11 protein-coding genes are annotated in these 14317 nt (G+C 57.7%); 5 read left to right on the top strand and 6 right to left on the bottom strand.

The genetic code is table 11. The annotated features are described in order from the left end of the window. The first annotated feature begins 32 nt into the window (after positions 1-32). Positions 33-1388 carry an ABC1 kinase family protein gene (locus EP166_RS05085; protein ID WP_127555694.1) on the top strand — a complete coding sequence of 452 codons (1356 nt, stop codon included), beginning with the start codon at positions 33-35 and terminating at the stop codon, positions 1386-1388. A gap of 148 nt (positions 1389-1536) precedes the next feature. After that, positions 1537-3366 carry a putative bifunctional diguanylate cyclase/phosphodiesterase gene (locus EP166_RS05090; RefSeq protein ID WP_127555695.1) on the top strand — a complete coding sequence of 610 codons (1830 nt, stop codon included), beginning with the start codon at positions 1537-1539 and terminating at the stop codon, positions 3364-3366. A gap of 7 nt (positions 3367-3373) precedes the next feature. Here EP166_RS05090 and EP166_RS05095 read toward each other — a convergent pair whose 3' ends face one another. From EP166_RS05095 to EP166_RS05115, 5 genes are all read right to left on the bottom strand, one after another. Further along, positions 3374-4114 (bottom strand): FadR/GntR family transcriptional regulator, encoded by a 741-nt coding sequence (locus EP166_RS05095; RefSeq protein WP_220432480.1) that lies wholly within the window; start codon positions 4112-4114, stop codon positions 3374-3376. After that, positions 4107-5105, bottom strand: coding sequence for an ABC transporter ATP-binding protein (locus EP166_RS05100; RefSeq protein ID WP_127555697.1), 999 nt, complete (start codon positions 5103-5105; stop codon positions 4107-4109). The genes EP166_RS05095 and EP166_RS05100 overlap by 8 nt, the downstream gene beginning before the upstream one ends. Further along, positions 5102-7024: a dipeptide/oligopeptide/nickel ABC transporter permease/ATP-binding protein gene (locus EP166_RS05105; RefSeq protein WP_127555698.1), complete on the bottom strand. Its 1923-nt coding sequence runs from the start codon at positions 7022-7024 to the stop codon at positions 5102-5104. Before EP166_RS05105 ends, EP166_RS05100 begins: the two co-directional genes overlap by 4 nt. Continuing rightward, positions 7021-7980 carry an ABC transporter permease gene (locus EP166_RS05110; protein WP_281276750.1) on the bottom strand — a complete coding sequence of 320 codons (960 nt, stop codon included), beginning with the start codon at positions 7978-7980 and terminating at the stop codon, positions 7021-7023. Before EP166_RS05110 ends, EP166_RS05105 begins: the two co-directional genes overlap by 4 nt. A 271-nt stretch (positions 7981-8251) precedes the next feature. Next, positions 8252-9808 carry an ABC transporter substrate-binding protein gene (locus EP166_RS05115; RefSeq protein ID WP_127555699.1) on the bottom strand — a complete coding sequence of 519 codons (1557 nt, stop codon included), beginning with the start codon at positions 9806-9808 and terminating at the stop codon, positions 8252-8254. 455 nt (positions 9809-10263) lie between these two features. Between EP166_RS05115 and EP166_RS05120 the strand changes: the two genes are divergently transcribed. From EP166_RS05120 to EP166_RS05130, 3 genes are read left to right on the top strand one after another with little or no spacing between them, the layout of a single operon-like run. Then, positions 10264-10953 carry a DUF1028 domain-containing protein gene (locus tag EP166_RS05120; protein WP_127555700.1) on the top strand — a complete coding sequence of 230 codons (690 nt, stop codon included), beginning with the start codon at positions 10264-10266 and terminating at the stop codon, positions 10951-10953. After that, positions 10953-12176 carry a M20 family metallo-hydrolase gene (locus tag EP166_RS05125; protein ID WP_127555701.1) on the top strand — a complete coding sequence of 408 codons (1224 nt, stop codon included), beginning with the start codon at positions 10953-10955 and terminating at the stop codon, positions 12174-12176. The genes EP166_RS05120 and EP166_RS05125 overlap by 1 nt, the downstream gene beginning before the upstream one ends. Then, on the top strand, positions 12173-13213 hold the full coding sequence (locus EP166_RS05130; protein ID WP_127555702.1) for a M20/M25/M40 family metallo-hydrolase: 1041 nt from the start codon (positions 12173-12175) through the stop codon (positions 13211-13213). The genes EP166_RS05125 and EP166_RS05130 overlap by 4 nt, the downstream gene beginning before the upstream one ends. Positions 13214-13279: 66 nt before the next feature. Here EP166_RS05130 and EP166_RS05135 read toward each other — a convergent pair whose 3' ends face one another. Next, a complete protein-coding gene (locus EP166_RS05135; protein ID WP_127555703.1) occupies positions 13280-14251 on the bottom strand; it encodes a substrate-binding domain-containing protein in 972 nt (323 codons plus the stop codon). Between the last annotated feature and the right edge of the window lie 66 nt (positions 14252-14317).

Raw genomic sequence — 14317 nt, forward strand, 5'->3', positions numbered from 1 at the left:
ACCCTGATACACGCTGTTATTGGGCCTTCTCCATGAGCCAACCGAAAAATCGTCGTTTACACCAAAGCCGACTGGGCCGGTTCAGCCAATTGGGCCGTTTGGCCGGCGGTGTTGCCGGTGGCATGCTCAGTGAGGGGGTGAAACGCTGGTCGAACGGTGAAGGGTTCAGCGCCCGGGAGCTGGCATTGACGCCCGCTAATCTGGAACGGGTCTCCGACCGGCTGTCGCAAATGCGAGGCGCTGCGATGAAGGTCGGCCAGCTGGTGTCCATGGATGCCGGGCATTTAATGCCAGCAGAGCTGTCTGCTCTGCTGAACCGACTGCGATCGGACGCCGATGCCCTGCCACTGTCGCAGCTCGAACCGGTGCTGGCCGACGCCTGGGGTAACGACTGGATCAACCAGTTCAGTCAATTCAGCTACCAGCCTATCGCCGCAGCATCCATCGGCCAGGTGCATAAAGCCGTATTACGCACGGGTGAAACGCTGGCCATCAAGGTGCAGTACCCCGGCGTCCGCCGCAGCATCGACAGCGACATCGACAACGTGGCCACCCTGCTGCGCTGGTCCCGCTTGCTGCCTGATTCACTGGATCTGGCTCCCTTGCTGACCGATGCCAAAGCCCAGCTTCATGCAGAAACGGACTATCAGCTGGAGGCCCGCTCGATGCAACGGTTCAGCGACCGCCTGACAGGCCGCACTGAGTGGGCTGTGCCGGAGGTACATACCGACTTGAGTGGCCCGACGGTGCTGGCCATGAGCTACGCACAAGGTGAGCCACTGGAGCGGTTGGAACAGGCTGACCACGCCACCCGGAAACGCTGGGTGAGCCGCCTGTTCGAGCTTTTCTTCGAGGAACTGTTCCATTTTGGCAGCGTTCAAACCGACCCCAACTACGCCAACTATTTATACGATGACGCACGCCAGGTTATTACCCTGCTCGACTTTGGCGCCGTACGTGACTATGAGCCTGAGATGATCGACGGCTACAAGGCGCTTTTTATGGGGGCCATGCATTCAGACCGCACGGCGCTGTTCGAGGCTGCCCGTCGAATCGGCTACTTCAGTGAGAGCATTGATGACGCCCAGGCCGCAGCGGTACTGGATCTGTTCATCATCGCCACGGAACCGCTTCGCGTCACCCAGTACGACTTTGGCAGCAGTGATATCGCAACCCGACTCCGCGAACAGGGCCTTGAGCTAAGCATGAAGCAAGGTTACTGGCACAGCCCTCCGGTCGCTTCGCTGTTTCTACATAGAAAGCTCGCAGGGCTTTACCTGCTGGCGCAGCGGCTTGGCGTCGCTCTGCCGGTTCGCGCGTTGCTTGAACAACGGTTGGGTGGGAACGAGCAGTTGCTAGACAAACACCCGGCAGGCTGCCATCCTTAACCGGCTTAATTGTAACATAGGGCGCTTGTTCGCCAGCCTCCTGTAAGCAGCGGTACCGGTTGTACCACTGTTGGTTCTAACCCCGTGACCGGGGCGTATCCGGATGATACCCCCTTGCACAACGGACCCGGGCAGTACAGTCTCCGTAATGAATCAAAATGAAGAGTTCATTGAATACCACCGAGCTCTGATGTCACTCAGCCATGACTCGGCTTTCATCCAGAGTTCCCGTATTGAAAAGATGTCGGCTTTGCTGGATCTGTGCGGCCGTCTGCTGCGCGTAGAACGCGTCAGCGTGTGGAAACTGACCGACAGCGGCGACGCCATTAATCTCGAGTGCCTGAATACACTCAGCGACGGCATCTTTACCGACACCACCACCCTGAGCCGCGAACAAAACCCGCGCTATTTCGAGGCCATGCTGACGGCGGAAGTCATCGACGCCCGCCATGCCCCCACCGACCCCCGAACCCGGCAATTCAACCATTCCTACCTGCAGCCGCTGGGCATTAAGTCCATTCTGGATGCGCCGGTGTTCGATGGCAGCAATCTCAGCGGTGTTATTTGTCTGGAAGCGACCAGTCATCGCGCCTGGACACTGCCCGAAATTTCAATCGTTACGGTGGTAGCCGACACCATTAGCCTTATCAACTCCTACGAAGCCTGGCATGCCTCCCAGCAAGCCCTCGATTTTATCAGCCACTACGATGAACTGACGGGCCTGCCTAATCTGCGCGCCTTTCGCAAGCACCTGGAGTATCTGTGCAAAACTGAAAAGACCACACCGTCAATGGCCGTATTCTGGATCGACATCGACCGAATCAAAAGCATCAATGACGGTATGGGAGAGACCATTGGCAACCATCTGATTCAAGAAACAGCCAGTCGGCTTCAGTCTTTGCGCATCCGTGGCAAGGAAAAGGTGGCCCGCAGTGGTGGCGATGAATTTCTACTGTTGCTGCGCCACACAACAGAACCGGAGGCGCTGCGTCAGGTAGCCGACCAGATTCAGGCGTTGTTGTCACAACCCCTGTCGATGACGGAAGTCGACGTCGCGACTACCGTATCCATAGGCATCAGCCTCTACCCGGCCGACAGCAAAGACCCTCAGAGTCTGCTCAAACAAGCCGAAGCGGCTATGTATCAGGCCAAGGAATGCGGGCGCGGTCAGGCCCGGTTTTTCAATGCCGATCTGTCCATTCAAGCCCGCCAGCAATTCCAGGCCGAAGCTGAAATGCGCCACGCCATCGCCTCGCGCGAACTGGTGGCCCATTACCAGCCGATCGTCGATGCGTTTAGTCAGAAGATCGTCAGTGTTGAAGCTCTGGTACGCTGGCAACACCCGGAACGGGGACTGATCAGCCCCGATGGTTTTCTGAACCTCGTGCGCTCCGCCAACCTGATGAAAGAACTGGGCCAGGCTATGTTGGAAACCGTACTGGAAGACGTAATGACACTGCGTGACCAGGGTGTATCGATTCCCGGCATCAGTTTGAATTTATCAGCCGAGCAATTGCTCGACCCTGAGTTCGCCGGTTCCGTGCGCAACCAGTTACAACGCGCCCAGCTTCCGGCCTCGACACTGGATTTCGAAGTTACCGAAGACGCCATTGAGAGTGATACCAAGTCTCTTCTCGACAATCTAACTACCCTGGTCGACATGGGTGCCAGCCTGTCGATTGACGATTTCGGAACCGGCTATTCTTCCCTGTCTCGACTCAAACACCTGCCGTTTACCCATCTGAAGATTGATCGTTCTTTTGTTTCGGGCCTGCCCGACAAACAGGACGATAAAGCCATCACCTTGTCGATCCTTGGTTTGGCGCGGGGGTTGGGAATGTCGGTGGTCGCCGAAGGCGTTGAGACAGTAACCCAGGCAGACTGGTTGCAGGCACAGGGCTGCGCCTACCTACAAGGCTACCTGCTGCACCGCCCGATGCCGTTCGACCAGTTGGCTGCGTTGTTGAGAGGCAGCTAACGCCCTGTCAAATCAGTCGTTTTGATGGCAAAAACTCATCCAGGACGATGGTTTCCTGAGCTTGCATCAGGCTTTCCGCCCGAATCATATGCGCGCGCATAACGCGACGAACCTCTTCCTCATCTTTGCGCTTAAGGGCACCCAACAGCTGCATCTGAAAATGCCGGCCGGTTTCCCAGAGCTCCGGGTTGGGTAGGTCATATATGTCATGGCAAAGTCGGAGGTTTTTCAACAAGCCCAGTAAAAAATGACAGGTAAAACTCAGAATGGGGTTGGGGCACAAATCGACCAGCACTTCATGAAAACTCAGTTCAGCCAAGCGCTGCGAGTGTTCTTCCTGCTGGTTTTTAGGCGGTGCATCGTAGATGGTCATGGTGTTCTGCAAACGCTGAAAATCGTCGTTCGACAACCGACCACAAACTGAAGCGGCAAGCTCCGGTTCCAGATGAACACGCAGTTGGTAGATATCGTGAATGGTGATGTCTTTAAAATAAAAGTAGTTGGCAAGCAGCGACATCGCGCGGTCTGGCGGTACGTCGGCAACGAAGGCGCCACCGCCAGGGCCGGTTCGGGTGACGATCAGCCCTTGAGTATCGAGAGCCTTCAGCGCTTCGCGCACGGTGCCTTTACTGGCGGCAAATTGCACCATCAGGTCTTTTTCCTGCGGCAGCCGGTCGCCCGGCTTCAACCGGTGCTCTGCGATCAGCCCTTTTAACGCATCGGCAACCTGGTCGGAACGTTTAGTCATTAGTCGTCGCATCCGGTGGAGACAACGGATGATAACACGCCACCCGGTGACCAGTCGCCAGTGCCTCCAGCTCGGGATCAGACTGCCGGCATTCGGCCGTCGCCACCGGGCAGCGCGCGGCGAAGGCGCATCCCGCCGGCGGATGCATCGGGTCGGGTAATTCAACCGCATCGTCCTCTGCTGGCAACTTGCGCACCGACTGACCGGGAACACTGTCGAGCAACCGCTGAGTATAGGGGTGGCGTGGCTGACTGAATATAGCCTCGACCGGTCCCTCTTCGACCACTCTCCCCAGGTACATGACCGCGACCCGGTCGCAGAAATTTCGCACCACGCCGAGATCGTGACTGATAAACACATAGGTCAGATGCAGCGATTCGCGCAAGTCCTTGAACAGGTTCAGCACTTGCGCCTGAACCGAGACATCCAGAGCAGAGACCGGCTCATCCAGTATCAGCACGTCCGCCTCAGCCGCCAGTGCCCGTGCCACGCCAATGCGCTGAGCCTGACCGCCGGAAAACTCATGGGGGTAGCGTTCCAGAAATTCCGGACGCAAATTCACTTGCGTCATCAGTTCATCCAGGCGTTTCTGGCGTTCCTCTGCCGACAAACCCTGCAAATAGATCAGCGGTGCCGACAGGATCTCGCGAATGGTTTTACGCGGGTTCAAGGAGGAAATAGGATCCTGAAAAATGTACTGAACCCGACGCGCGTGTTGCTTGAGGTTCACCTTGCCGTTGGCGCCCACCAGGTCTTTGCCATCCAGTTGAATAGTGCCTTCGCTGGGCTGGTCGAGCCCGACCAGCATTTTGGCCAGTGTGGACTTGCCACACCCGGATTCGCCAACCACACCCAATATTTCACCGGCCACCACCTTCAGCGAAATACCCCGCACCGCCTGCACGGATGGCCGGCGCTTGCGCAACAGCGTCAGCCCGCCACCAAAGTGTTTGACCAGATCACTGACGTCCAGCTTTGTCTGCGTTGTCATAAAACCTCCCGCGCAAAGATGCAGCGTGCCTGCCGACTGTCGGTCAATGTCTCCAGTTCAACCGGGGCGGCCCGGCAGGCGTCGGTTACCTGGTCGCAGCGATCGGCAAACTTACAGCCGACCGGCAAGTCGTTCACCTTGGGTGGCAAACCGGGTATTTCAGTCAGCCGGTCTGCAACCCGGTTCACATCCGGAACGCAGGCGATCAGTCGCCGGGTATAGGGATGAACTGGCCGGGCCAATACCTCGGCGACCGGGCCCACCTCAACCAGTTCGCCGGCATACATCACCGCAACCCGGTCGCACAGTTCCGCCACGACGCCAAAGTCATGAGTAATGAACATCAGGCTCGAGTTTTGTTCGTGACGAAGCTGATTCAACAATTTCAGCACCTGCGCTTGAACGGTGACATCCAGTGCGGTGGTCGGCTCGTCGGCAATGATCAGTTGCGGTTCGTTAGCCAGTGCCATGGCAATGCTGACCCGCTGGCGCATACCGCCCGACAGCTGATGCGGGTAGACCTTCGCCCTTGCCTTCGCATTGGGTATGCGCACCTGTTCAAGCAGGGCCACAGCTTTTTGCCAGGCAGCCTGATGGCTCAACGGCTGGTGCGCTCTCAGTGCTTCCACCAACTGATCACCAATTGAAAACAGCGGGTGCAGGGTCGACAGCGGGTCCTGAAAGATATAGGCCAATTCACCGCCGCGCAGGGTGCGCAACCGGTTATCGTCAACCGCCAGCAGATTTTCATCCCGATAATTCACCTGGCCATCCATAATGGTGCCCGGCGGCGATGCCACCAGTCCCAGCAACGACATCGCCGTGACCGACTTGCCGGAACCCGATTCACCGATGATACCCAGGCATTCGCCGGGCGCGATGGAAAAACTGGGCCCGTTAACCGCCCGGTGCACTTCGGAACCAATGTGAAACTCGGTACGCAATTCAACCACGTCCAGTAGCCCCTGTTGCGCCTGAGCCGGTGCTTTTCTGGCCGCACTGGCAACCCGGGTTCTGGCTGCCGGGCGCATCAGGGCGCCGGCTTTCAAGCGCGGGTCGAGCGCATCGCGCACGCCGTCACCGAGCAGGTTAATGCTCATCACCAGAATAAAGATCACCAGACCGGGCAAGGTTGCTACATGGGGGGCATTGATAATCAGCCGCCGACCTTCACCAAGAATGGAGCCCAGATCGGCGGTGGGTGGTTGAGCACCCAACCCCAGAAACGAAAGGCCCGCAGTTTCCAGAATCATCCAGCCAACGGTGGTCGACATGGTGATCACAATCACCGGCAGCACATTAGGCAAGACTTCGGTCAGCACAATCAACGCATCGCCCTTGCCCGATAAGCGGGCCGCATCTACGAATTCCCGGTTGCGCAATGTCACCACCACACCCCGAACGTTTCTGGCGAAAAAGGGAATATTAACGATGGCAATGGCGTACAGCGCATTCAACAAGCCGGGCCCGAGCACCGCAACGATAGCCAGTGCCAGCAGGATGTAGGGAAAGGCCATTAGCATGTCGATGCCGCGCATCAGCGTGCCATCAACCCGGCCGCCAAAATACCCGGCCAGTATCCCAATGGTTGAACCGAGCGTTGCTGCCACCAGCGTCGCGACAATGCCCACCGCCAGGGAGACCCGGGTACCCCAGAGCAGGCGCGACAACATATCGCGACCGAGCTGATCGGTACCCAGCCAATTACCCGGTGTAAAAGGCGGCAATAACCGTTGTGCCGGGTCGGTAATATTCGGGTCGGCCAGCGGTAACCAGGGTGTTACCGCAACCAACACCAAGACAACGGCGAGTACCACCAACCCAAAACCCGCCAACTGATTGCGCATCAGCAGTTTAAAAGGCCCAGCCCGGCCCGATTTTCGGGTCACGCCAGACCCGGAAACATTGGCAACTGTCATGAGGTCACTCTCGGATCCAGCAGTACCTGCACCACGTCAGCAAGCAGATTAAAAAACACATAGGCAGCCGCCACAACGAGCACCCCGCCCTGCACCAGCAACAGATCGCGTGTGGAGATGGCCGTCACCAGCATGCTGCCGATGCCCGGCCATTGAAAAACCGTTTCGATGTAAACCGCACCACCCAGCACAAAGCCCGCCTGTATACCGATGACAGGCACTATGCTGACCAGGGCTGCCTTGAAGGCATGTCGATAAATTACCCGTCGCTCAGCCAGACCTTTAGCCCGGGCGGTGCGAATGTAATCCTGCCGCAGTACTTCCAGCATGCTGGCGCGAGTCAGTCGCGCAATCACACCGGTGGCAATAAATGCCAGCGTACCGGCCGGTAAAATCAGATGCCGGATCAGATCGGGCAAGTCACCTCCGCCATAAACGGCGTACATGCCGCTGGCGGGCAACAGCCGCCATTCAACCGCGAACAACATGATCATCAGCAGACCCAGCCAGAAGGCGGGCGTGGAAATGCCGATCAGTACTATCAGCGTCAGCACTTTATCGGCGAAACCGTACTGTTTAACAGCTGAAATAATGCCGACCAGCAACCCCATGATCGAACACAACACCAGGGCCGTACCGGCTAGAATCAACGTGGCCCCAAACCGTTCGTTCACAATGTCCAGTACCTCACGGTTCTGGTTAAAGGAACGCCCGAGATCGCCCTGCAACAGATTGCCCAGCCAGGTGACATACTGACTGACCAGGGGCTTATCCAAACCCAATTGGGCATTGAGTCGGGCCACGTTTTCGGGCGTGGCGTAGGACCCCAGAATAGCGGTCGCGGGGTCACCCGGAATCAGCGCCATGATAAAAAAGACGATGAGGGTCAGGCCCAGTAAAACCGGTAAGGTCATTACCAGTCGTTTACCAATATATGGCCAGATAGGACTGCGCATAAAACACCCTGCCTGCTGTAACTCAAGTTTCGTTGCTATGGTCCGCGTCGGCTACCGGTTGTGCCTCTGCAGGGTCGGCGTGAATCCATCCATGGAGCCTAGGCCGCAGCATCCATGCTGCGGACTACCCTGCAGAGGCACAACCGGCATCCGACGCTCGCATCGTGCGAACTCTGAAAATTGAGTTGGTAGTAGAAACCCCCGGCCAGTGCTTCACTTCATGGCACCGGCCGACAGGGTTCGGTCGGCACACAGGCCGACCTCAGCTCAATTACGGCTTGCTCACATCCTGCAATTGCAACAGGAAGGAGGGTTGTAACTTAAAGTTCTCGACCGCGTCGGTCGCCACGGCGTTTTGCTGCCAGTTGGCGATAAAGGCCCAGGGTGCATCGTCATAAACAATGGCCTGCATTTCCCGGTACAGCCGCGCACGTTCATCCTGATCGGTACTGGTACGGGCCTGGTTCAGCAGCTCGTCCACTTCAGGGTTGCTGTAGTAGCCGGAGTTGAACCCCCCATTTTCCGGGAAGGCTTCGGTGCGCAATGCCAGGAACGGCAGAGTGTCCGGGTCGTTGGTCATCCAGGCCATTTCGGCCATGTCGGCCTTGCCTTCCAGCCCCGGGTTTACTTCGCCGAGGAAGGTATTCCACTCATAGGTTTCGATGCTGACATTCAGGCCTACGGCAGCCAGATCGGCCTGAATGGCGGTGCCCATGGAAATGGGGTCGAGCATGCCCGAGCCGCCCTCGGTGACATAGAAGGTTATTTCAGCGCCCTCACCACCGGCTTCGGCGATCAGTTCGCGAGCGCGGTCCGGATCGTAGGGGTACGGCTCCAGATCATCGTTGTACGCCCAGCCAAAAGCCGGCGGTGTTGGGCCGGTGGCGACCGTGGCCGTACCCTGCAGAATATCGTTCACCAGCGATTCCTTGTCGATGGCGTAGTTCACGGCCTGGCGCATCGCCTTATTATTAAAAGGCGCTTCCTTCATGTTGAGAATCAGAAACCACAGGTGCGGACCAGCCTGTTCGTACAGCTCAAATGAGCCGTCATCGACAAAGGTCGATACGTTATCGGGCGGCACTTCAACCATCAGATCGATACCACCGGAGAGCATTTCCGCCACCCGGGTATTGGCATCGGTAATGGGCCGGAAGACCACGGCTTCCAGTGACGGCGCGCCGTCCCAGTAATCCGGATTGCGGGTGACCACCACGCGCTGATTGGCCTGCCACTCTTCAAACTGAAAAGCCCCGGTACCGGACGGGTTACGCCCGACTTCCTCGCCATGTTCACGCACCGCTTGCGGAGAAATGATCAGACCGGTGGGGTACGCCAGGTTCGACAGAAAAGGAGCAAATGGCTCGGTCAGCGTAAATGTAACCTGATATTCACTGACTGCTTCAACGGTATCCACCTGACCGAAATAGAACGCCAGCGGGAAGGGGCCGGTGTCGTAGTAGGGGTGGTCTTCGTTCAGCATGCGTTCGAAATTGAACACCACGGCTTCTGCATTGAAGGGCGAGCCATCGTGAAATGACACGTCGTCGCGCAGATTAAAGGTGTATTCCAGACCATCGTCACTGATGGTCCAATCTGTCGCCAGCGAAGGCTCTACGTTCAGGGTGCCGTCGGCATAGCGCACCAGCCCGTCATAGACATTCACCAGAATGCGGAAATCGTTAACCGCGGTAACCGCGTGAGGGTCCAGAGATTGTGGCTCGGCAATCTGACCGACAATCAGGACGTTGGGGGGCGTTTCGGCCCATAGTGGACTGCTGGTCAGTACAACCAGTCCGAAAAGCAGGGATTGGACGACGCGTTTCACCTTGAGTGCCTCTCTGTTTGTGAGGAGTCCCTGAATAATTCACGCGGGGCTCTGGCTTATCCGAGGGACCTTGCCGCGAGGCGGACTCATGCCGGAAGGTCCAGACCTTTCAAATGAGTCCAACGAAGTGGCAAGGTTCCTCGGAAAGCCCCGAAGGGCGGGGCCAAAACGCCCTGCCCCGGCGTTGCACTTCTTGACAAGGGCTACGGCCATTGCGCTGCGAAGTGCGCCTTGTGCCAGAACGTTTTGGCTCCCGCAGAGCCTCGCGTGAATTGTTCAGGGCCTCCTCTGTTTTTATTGTGATTGCGTGCAGCCAGCGCCCCTTTTTCTCATCCTGCACAAGTCAGGAAGGTCAGGGTCAATCAGACTGTCCTATTACATTTATCACTATAAATTAGTGGACGCAATAAATTTTATGATGATAAATTAAGCCGACAGCCTGAACGGATACCTGCATGACCTACTCCATCATCGCCACAGACCCAGCGAGCGGCGCGGTCGGCGTTGCCACGGCCACCGGCAGTGTCGCGGTGGGCGGCTTTGTGCCGCATGTGCGTTGTGGTCAGGGCGCCATCGCTACCCAGGGAGCCTTCACCAACTGGCTTTATGGCGATCAGGGCCTGGCATTACTGAAAGAGGGGTTGAAGGCCGATCAGGTCCGGGACCAACTGATAGAGGCCGATGAAGGTCAGGCACAGCGGCAACTCATTGTCTGCGATCGCTGGGGCAACACCGCCGGCCACACCGGTTCAAACAATCTCGATGCCAAGTTGCACCTGTGCGAACCGAATTTTGCCGTCGCCGGTAACATGCTTAACAGCACCGACATCGTACTGGCGATGAAACGCGCCTTTCAGCAATTATCGGCCGCGCCACTGCACGATCGCCTGCTGGCGGCGATGATGGAAGGCGAACGCATTGGCGGTGACTTTCGCGGTACACACAGCGCAGCCTTGAAAGTTCATTACCCCGACAAACCACCGGTCGATCTGCGCGTTGACTGGGCCGAACGCGACTGCATTGAGCAATTAAAGGTCCTATACCACAAAACCCAAAGCGAGCCCTTCCAGGAGTTTCTGGCAGGGGTACCTACCCTGGCTCACCCCACCAAAACCGGGCACGTCAATCGCAAGGAGGTTCGTTAATGTCTCTGGGCAACCGCATCATGGCCTGGTCTGATCAGGCGGCACGCCATTCCGAACCAGGGCCGGGCGTCACCCGGCTGCTGGGTTCACCGGAACACAAGGCGCTGCTGGCGGATCTTGAAGGCTGGATGAAGCAGGCCGGTCTGACCACTGAGCTCGATGGCGCCGGCAATCTGGTCGGCCGCACCGAACCCAAACCAGGCCGCAAAACCCTGATCATCGGCTCCCACCAGGACACCGTGCGCCAGGGCGGCGCCTACGACGGCATGCTCGGCATACTGCTGCCGCTGGCCGTGTTGCAAGACATTCATGATCAGAATGAAACCCTGCCAGTCAACATTGAACTGATCGCCTTCAGCGACGAAGAAGGCGCCCGGTTTTCATCCACTCTGGTTGGCAGCTCAGCGCTGGCCGGCACCTTCAACCCTGATATCCTCAATGCGACTGACCGTGACGGCACGACACTGGAAAGTGCGCTTCGCAGTTTGGGTGCCAATACGGATCAGATACCGACCCTGAAACGGGATCCAACTGGACTGGCCGGTTTTCTTGAAGTTCACATCGAGCAGGGGCCGATTCTGGAATCGCTCGATCTGCCCGTGGGTGTGGTCTCGGCCATCACCGGCATTGAACGCCACAAGGTGCACATCACCGGAAAGGCCGGACACGCTGGCACCACTCCCATGCATCTGCGGCAGGATGCGCTGCTTGCAGCCACCGACGTGGTACGCGCCGTCAACGACCTGTGCCAAAACACCGAAGACCTGGTCGGCGTCGTCGGCGAACTGAACGTGACGCCTAATGCTGTCAATGTCATCCCCAGCGGTGTTGATCTGACCATTGAACTGCGTTCACCAGTCACTCGAATTCGTGAAACCGCCCGCCAGCAACTGCTTGCCCAATTGAATGACCGCATCGACAGTCATGCTTGCCAGTGGACACATCAGCTCGTTTATGAGCAACAGGAAGTCGACTGCTCCCCGGTGATTCAACAGCAATTGCACAGCGCCATCACCGCCTGCGGCTGGCAACCTCACACCCTGTTCAGTGGCGCCGGTCACGACGGCCTGGCCATGGCCCGCAGCATGCCCATTGGCATGCTCTTCGTGCGCTGCACCGACGGCCTCAGCCACCACCCGGACGAAGCAATCACCGACGCCGACGCCGACGCCGCAGCCCAGGTTATCAAACACGCCCTGCTGAACTGGGAGACCCCGGCATGAGCACCCTTCCCCCGGTCAATATCAAACGACTGTTGACCACCCTCGATCAACTGCTAGGCATCGACAGCCCCACCGGCGACACAGCTGCTATGGAACAAGCCATGTGCGAGCGCCTGGCTCCCCTTGACTGGCAAGTCAGCCAAACGCACCGGGGTAATGTACTGGCGCAATCGGGCGACAACCCCAAGCGCGCAATCGCCGCCCACCTCGACACCCTGGGCGCCATGGTGCAATTCATTCGCGACGATGGTCGGCTTGAAGTCACACCGCTGGGTACCTGGTCCGCCCGTTTCGCAGAAGGTGCCCGGGTCACCGTAAAAACCCGCCAGGGCCCGATCCGTGCCAGTCTGTTACCCCTACTGTCATCCGGCCATGCCTGGAACGAAGCCGTCGATACCCAACCCATAGCCTGGTCACAACTGAGCGCCCGACTCGACCGGCCCACCACGAGTCGGGAAGAAACCCTCGCGCTCGGCGTTCAACCCGGCGACATCGTCAGCATTGACCCGGCCCCGGAATTCGACGACTCCGGCTACCTCATCAGCCGGTTTCTCGACAACAAAGCCGGCATCGCCTGTGTTCTGGAAATGCTGCATATGCTGCAGGAAAACAACCTGACGCCGGCACAACCGGTGTTACTGGCCTTCACCAACGCTGAAGAAATTGGCCTGGGCGCAGGCACCGCCCTGCCCCGTTCCATCAAAGAATTAATCAGCGTCGACATCGCCCCGGTAGCCAGCAACCAGGCCAGCCGGGAAGACTGCGCCACTCTCGGGTACAAAGACGCCCTCGGACCCCACAGCCGCTCACTGCTCGACCGACTCGACCACATAGCCACAGAACACCAGGTTGATTTTGTACGAGACGTTTTCCGCCACTACCACAGCGACTGCTCCTCCACATTAACCGCAGGCTACGATGCATCCACTGCTCTGATTGGCTTTGGCACAGACAGTACCCACGGTTACGAACGAACTCATCAGAAAAGTTTGATCGCTGTTACTCAGTTACTAACCGGATATGTGCTGAGCAGCTAACTTATGCCCCCGAAAACAAAAAAACCCGGCTATCACTAGCCGGGTTTTTTCCGTAACTACGATTGATCAATAAGCCGCATCAGGCTCGTAGAATTCATCCGCATTGTCGGCCGTGATTGGATCGGCTGCCAGTACCATGCGTGATGGTACACCGTGGTACATGTCACCCATCTTCTCACCGCGCACGCCATGTACGGCCAGTGCAATACCGGATGCAATCATATTGGGCGGATAGGTTACCGTTGCTTTCACAATCGGGTGGTTGTCACGGATCATACCGATGACATCCTTGGAACCACCACCGCCGACCAGAATCTTGATGTCATCACGACCGGATTCTTCAATCGCCGTCAGCACACCCTTGAGCGCATCGTCATCACCGGCCCAGACTGCATCAATGTGCGGGTGACGCGCCAGCATATCTTCCATTACGTTCAAAGACGTTTGCGGGTTCCACTCACCAGACTGCGAATCCAGAATCGTGATGCCCGGATGACGCTCCATTTCTGCATTAAAGGCGTTAACGCGCTGACTGTTGATAGGAATAGAAGGCCCTTCGATCACAACCACATTGCCTTCGCCGTCCATCGCCTCAGCCATGTACTTTGCCGCCTGCTCACCCATGCCCGGGTTGTCACCGGCCAGGAACACATCCTGCGTCGGTGTTTCCAGTTCACGGTCAACCACAACGGTGTAAATACCATCCTGATAGGTTTCGGCAATCACCTGCTGCAGCGTGGCCGGGTTGTGCGGCAGAATGACCAGCGCATCGATCTGACGCACGCGCAAGTCTTCCACATCACCCACCTGAGCCGTACCCGAGTTTGCCGCCAGAATGGTGAACTCAATGTCCGGGTATTTCGCCGACAGATCTTCCGATGCCTGACGCGCCCACCACAGCAGACCGGCAGTCCAGCCATGATCCGCCGACGGTACGCTGACCCCAATGTGATAGCTGTCTTCGCCGAAGGCAACAAAAGGCGTTACCGATAATGCAGTGGCGACCGCCGCTGTTTTTAACAGTTTTTTCAATGTCATGATTTCCGTCCCATCTCTGGTTGTTATTATTCCATCCCCTCTGTTGCAGGGAGATGCCTACCTGGC

Source organism: Saccharospirillum alexandrii (assembly GCF_004000275.1).
In the GTDB taxonomy this organism is placed as follows: domain Bacteria; phylum Pseudomonadota; class Gammaproteobacteria; order Pseudomonadales; family Natronospirillaceae; genus Saccharospirillum; species Saccharospirillum alexandrii.